Source organism: Stackebrandtia soli (assembly GCF_965137155.1).
GTDB classification, from domain to species: Bacteria; Actinomycetota; Actinomycetes; order Mycobacteriales; family Micromonosporaceae; genus Stackebrandtia; species Stackebrandtia soli.
The window spans coordinates 1-2,928 of sequence record NZ_CBCRZX010000089.1 but is presented as its reverse complement, the minus strand read 5'-3'; the positions used below and the strand labels follow the sequence as shown (position 1 = coordinate 2,928).

Genomic DNA, 2,928 nt, shown 5'->3' with positions numbered 1-2,928 from the left:
GCAGTGGGGCGGAGGCTGGTGGCCCCCGGGGTCGGACGGCACCGGATCACACCCCCGTGGCNCCGCCCCACTGCTGACGGTAGTCGGCTGCCACGCCTGGCTGTCGACCTCGGGCGCCTCGGCCTGTGGATAACTCACCGGTTGTGGATAACTCGGCTCGACCCGGGTGTTCGGCGCCTCGGGCGCGCTCGGCGACACCGGAGCCGGATTGGCCATGGTGGACGGTGACACGGGGGCGTCGGACACCGGAACCGACGGCGGCGGGGGAACGAACCGTTGCGGCGTCGGACTGACGACGGGCGAACCCGTCGGCGGAGCCGAGACCGCGCGCCGCTGAGCGGCCTGCGCACGCTGCGACGCGATCGCCGCCTGCTGCGCCGCCAACGCCTCCGCGCGGGCCTTCGCGGCGGCCTCGGCACGAGCGCGCTCGGCGGAGGCCTGCCGGGCCCTGTCCTGGGCGCGTTGCGTCGCCTCGGCCTCCGCGAAGGGATTCGTCTTCGCACGGGGCTTCTCGGTCGGACGCGGGGCGGCCTCGTCGCGACGTCGCTCGTCCTTCGCACCCGAGCTCGCCTCGGCGGTGCCTACCGCGTATCGCTGCGCCCGTTGGCGCGCTTGAATCTGAGCGAGAACCCGCGCCTCGGCCTCCGCGAACGGGTTCTCCGGTTCGGGCTGGACCGGTTCGACGATGTCGGCGAGACGCGGCCGAGTGGCACGCGATGACGGCTCATCCGAGGTCTGTGGATAACCGTCACCATCGGTGGCGACGGGATTTCCCCCAACCTGTGGATAACTCGGGTCTTCCTGTGGATAACTGCCCTCAACCTGTGGATAACTCGGCGATTCCTGTGGACTGACCTGTGGACGAACAGGCTCCGCCACTGCCTCGGCCTGTGGATAACCCTGTGGATAAGTCGCTGAGGACTCCGGGTTTTTCGCAGGTGGCGTGGCGTGTCGCGGCTGAGGTTCGGAGGCCGAGTCGCCCTGGGGATCGTCCGTGGCGCCCGCCGACGCTTCGTCGGCCGCGCTCGTCCCGAACACCGCGTCCGCGATCGCGGTCGTCGAGTCCTCAGCGTCGGGGCGTCGGGAGGCCGCCTTGGGCGCCTTGAACAAGGCGATGGGGCGCGGCTCGCCCGAGGGCTCCTGCCGAGGGGACGGCGGGGTGGACGTCATACCAGCTCCTTACGAATGCGGATGCGGCTGGCCGAGTAGCGCCGGTCCCGCAGTTCGTCGACGGGTTCCCTGGTGCGGCGCCAGTCGGTGAGGACGGTGCGCACGACGGCGCGCGCGGGCCGGTCCGGGTCGACGTACCGGAACAGCAACGAAGTGGAGACCATGGCCAGGGCGATCTCCCAGGCCGGGATGAGTTCCACTGTGAACGTGAACGTCCAGTGGATGAACATGTACAACGCGAGCAGCGCGGCGAAGACTCCATACTGGGCGTACGGCAGGTGGACCGGGAACGTGTACCCGGGCGGACCCAGATACAGCAACCGGGCCCGGTAGATGTCGTCGTCGGTGCGCAGCTTCACGGCGTCATTCGCCTTCGGTGAACAGGATGCTGACGAGCCCCTCGCCGAACGCGACGAGAGTGACGGCACCCGCGACGAAGGCGAGACCGACGATCGCGATCGTCGACGACGTCAGCACGCGCGACACCTCTCCCTTGTTCGCTCTGGCGATGAAGATGATCCCGAGAATCGCCAACAGGATCGGCGCGATCTTCGAGATGAAGAAGGAGATGATCCCTTCCGTCGCGATCTGGGGGGCCTCCTCCTGCGCCCGGATCGCCAGTAGCAGCACTGTGTCTTTCATGGCCTCAATTCCTTCTCCGATACAGGGAACACGAAAACCGCGTCCAGCGAAACCGTTGACCGCGTGCCCGTTTCGCGGCACCGCTTCAACCAGCGGGTTCGTGATCGTCTGTCCGAAACGCGACAGTATCGAACGTCACCCGCCGTTGGCAGGATATGGCCGTCATCGCGAATCCGGTAGCCCGTTGTGGATGGTGTGGGGGTTTCCCGCCCGCGGGCGGGTTCGGGAAAGCCGTTCGAGCCGAACGTCGACCCGGCCGCGCGTCGCGGCGTCGTCGTCCGATCGGCGGTGTTCCGGCCCGACGGAATCGTGGCGGACACCGGGAATCCGAAGGGACTCGGACTCGCGACACGCTCGCCGACACCGCCTCTCGTCAGGGAGGCGACGTCCCGAACATGCCTTAGCCTCAGGTACGGGCGCCGGTGGGGCATTCGCCCGAAACCGGCCCGTTCGGGGGTAGCGGACGCGGGCCAGACGCTGCGATCGTTAGGCACTCGATCATTCCGACAGGAAGGCACTCCGATGCTGCGCATCATCATCGCCGCGTCGGCGCTGGCGATAGCCGGGACCGTCCTCACTGGACTCGCGGCGGCAGCGCTGGGTTCGGCGAAGGCCGCCGCGAAGTGGCCGTCCGCCGGGCGATCGGTCATCGGCCCGCTGTCGGCTCGCATCGGCATCGCCGTCGGCGTGCTGCTCGTCGCGATCGGCATCGCCATGGGGGCGTGGCTGGTCCCGGTCGACGACGAACTGCTGCGCTGGGGGATCGTCGCCGCGAGCGTCCTCGTCGGGTCCGGACTCGTCGTGTGGGGATCGGTCGCGGTCACCGCGAAGATCGAACTATCGACCCTCATCAATTCACCGTCCCCGCCGTCGGCGCATCCGTTGACACCCGCCGCGCAGCGGGATCACCAACCGACCGAGATCGCGTACGGGCAGCCGTACCCGGGCGTCGTGTCGACGCAGGCGGCAGGAGCCGACGCGACCGCGCCCGCCATCGTGAACCCTTCATCACCGCCACCTGAAATCCTTGCCGCGCAAACGCCTCACGCAGTTGTTGTCGACTCTCATAGTACGACGTCACAGCGCGAGGACTCCAACACGCGACCCCCCGCACCC

Annotated in this window: 2 protein-coding genes and 1 pseudogene; 1 reads left to right on the top strand and 2 read right to left on the bottom strand. The window is 68.6% G+C overall.

Annotated elements, in window-relative coordinates:
• Positions 1-1,166: 1,166 nt before the first annotated feature.
• Positions 1,167-1,529, bottom strand: a complete 363-nt coding sequence (locus ACM9NP_RS23890; RefSeq protein ID WP_415649029.1) for a hypothetical protein — start codon at positions 1,527-1,529, stop codon at positions 1,167-1,169.
• Positions 1,530-1,533: 4 nt separating this feature from the next.
• Positions 1,534-1,812, bottom strand: a complete 279-nt coding sequence (locus ACM9NP_RS23885) for a hypothetical protein (protein WP_415649028.1) — start codon at positions 1,810-1,812, stop codon at positions 1,534-1,536.
• 522 nt (positions 1,813-2,334) lie between these two features.
• Between ACM9NP_RS23885 and ACM9NP_RS23880 the strand changes: the two are divergent.
• Positions 2,335-2,928 (top strand): annotated as a pseudogene (locus tag ACM9NP_RS23880) (hypothetical protein); the annotation flags it as partial.

Bases quoted from the DNA above. Each gene is read 5' to 3' on its own strand.
- ACM9NP_RS23885 (WP_415649028.1), bottom strand. From the start codon at position 1,812: ATGAAAGACACAGTGCTGCTACTGGCGATCCGGGCGCAGGAGGAGGCC.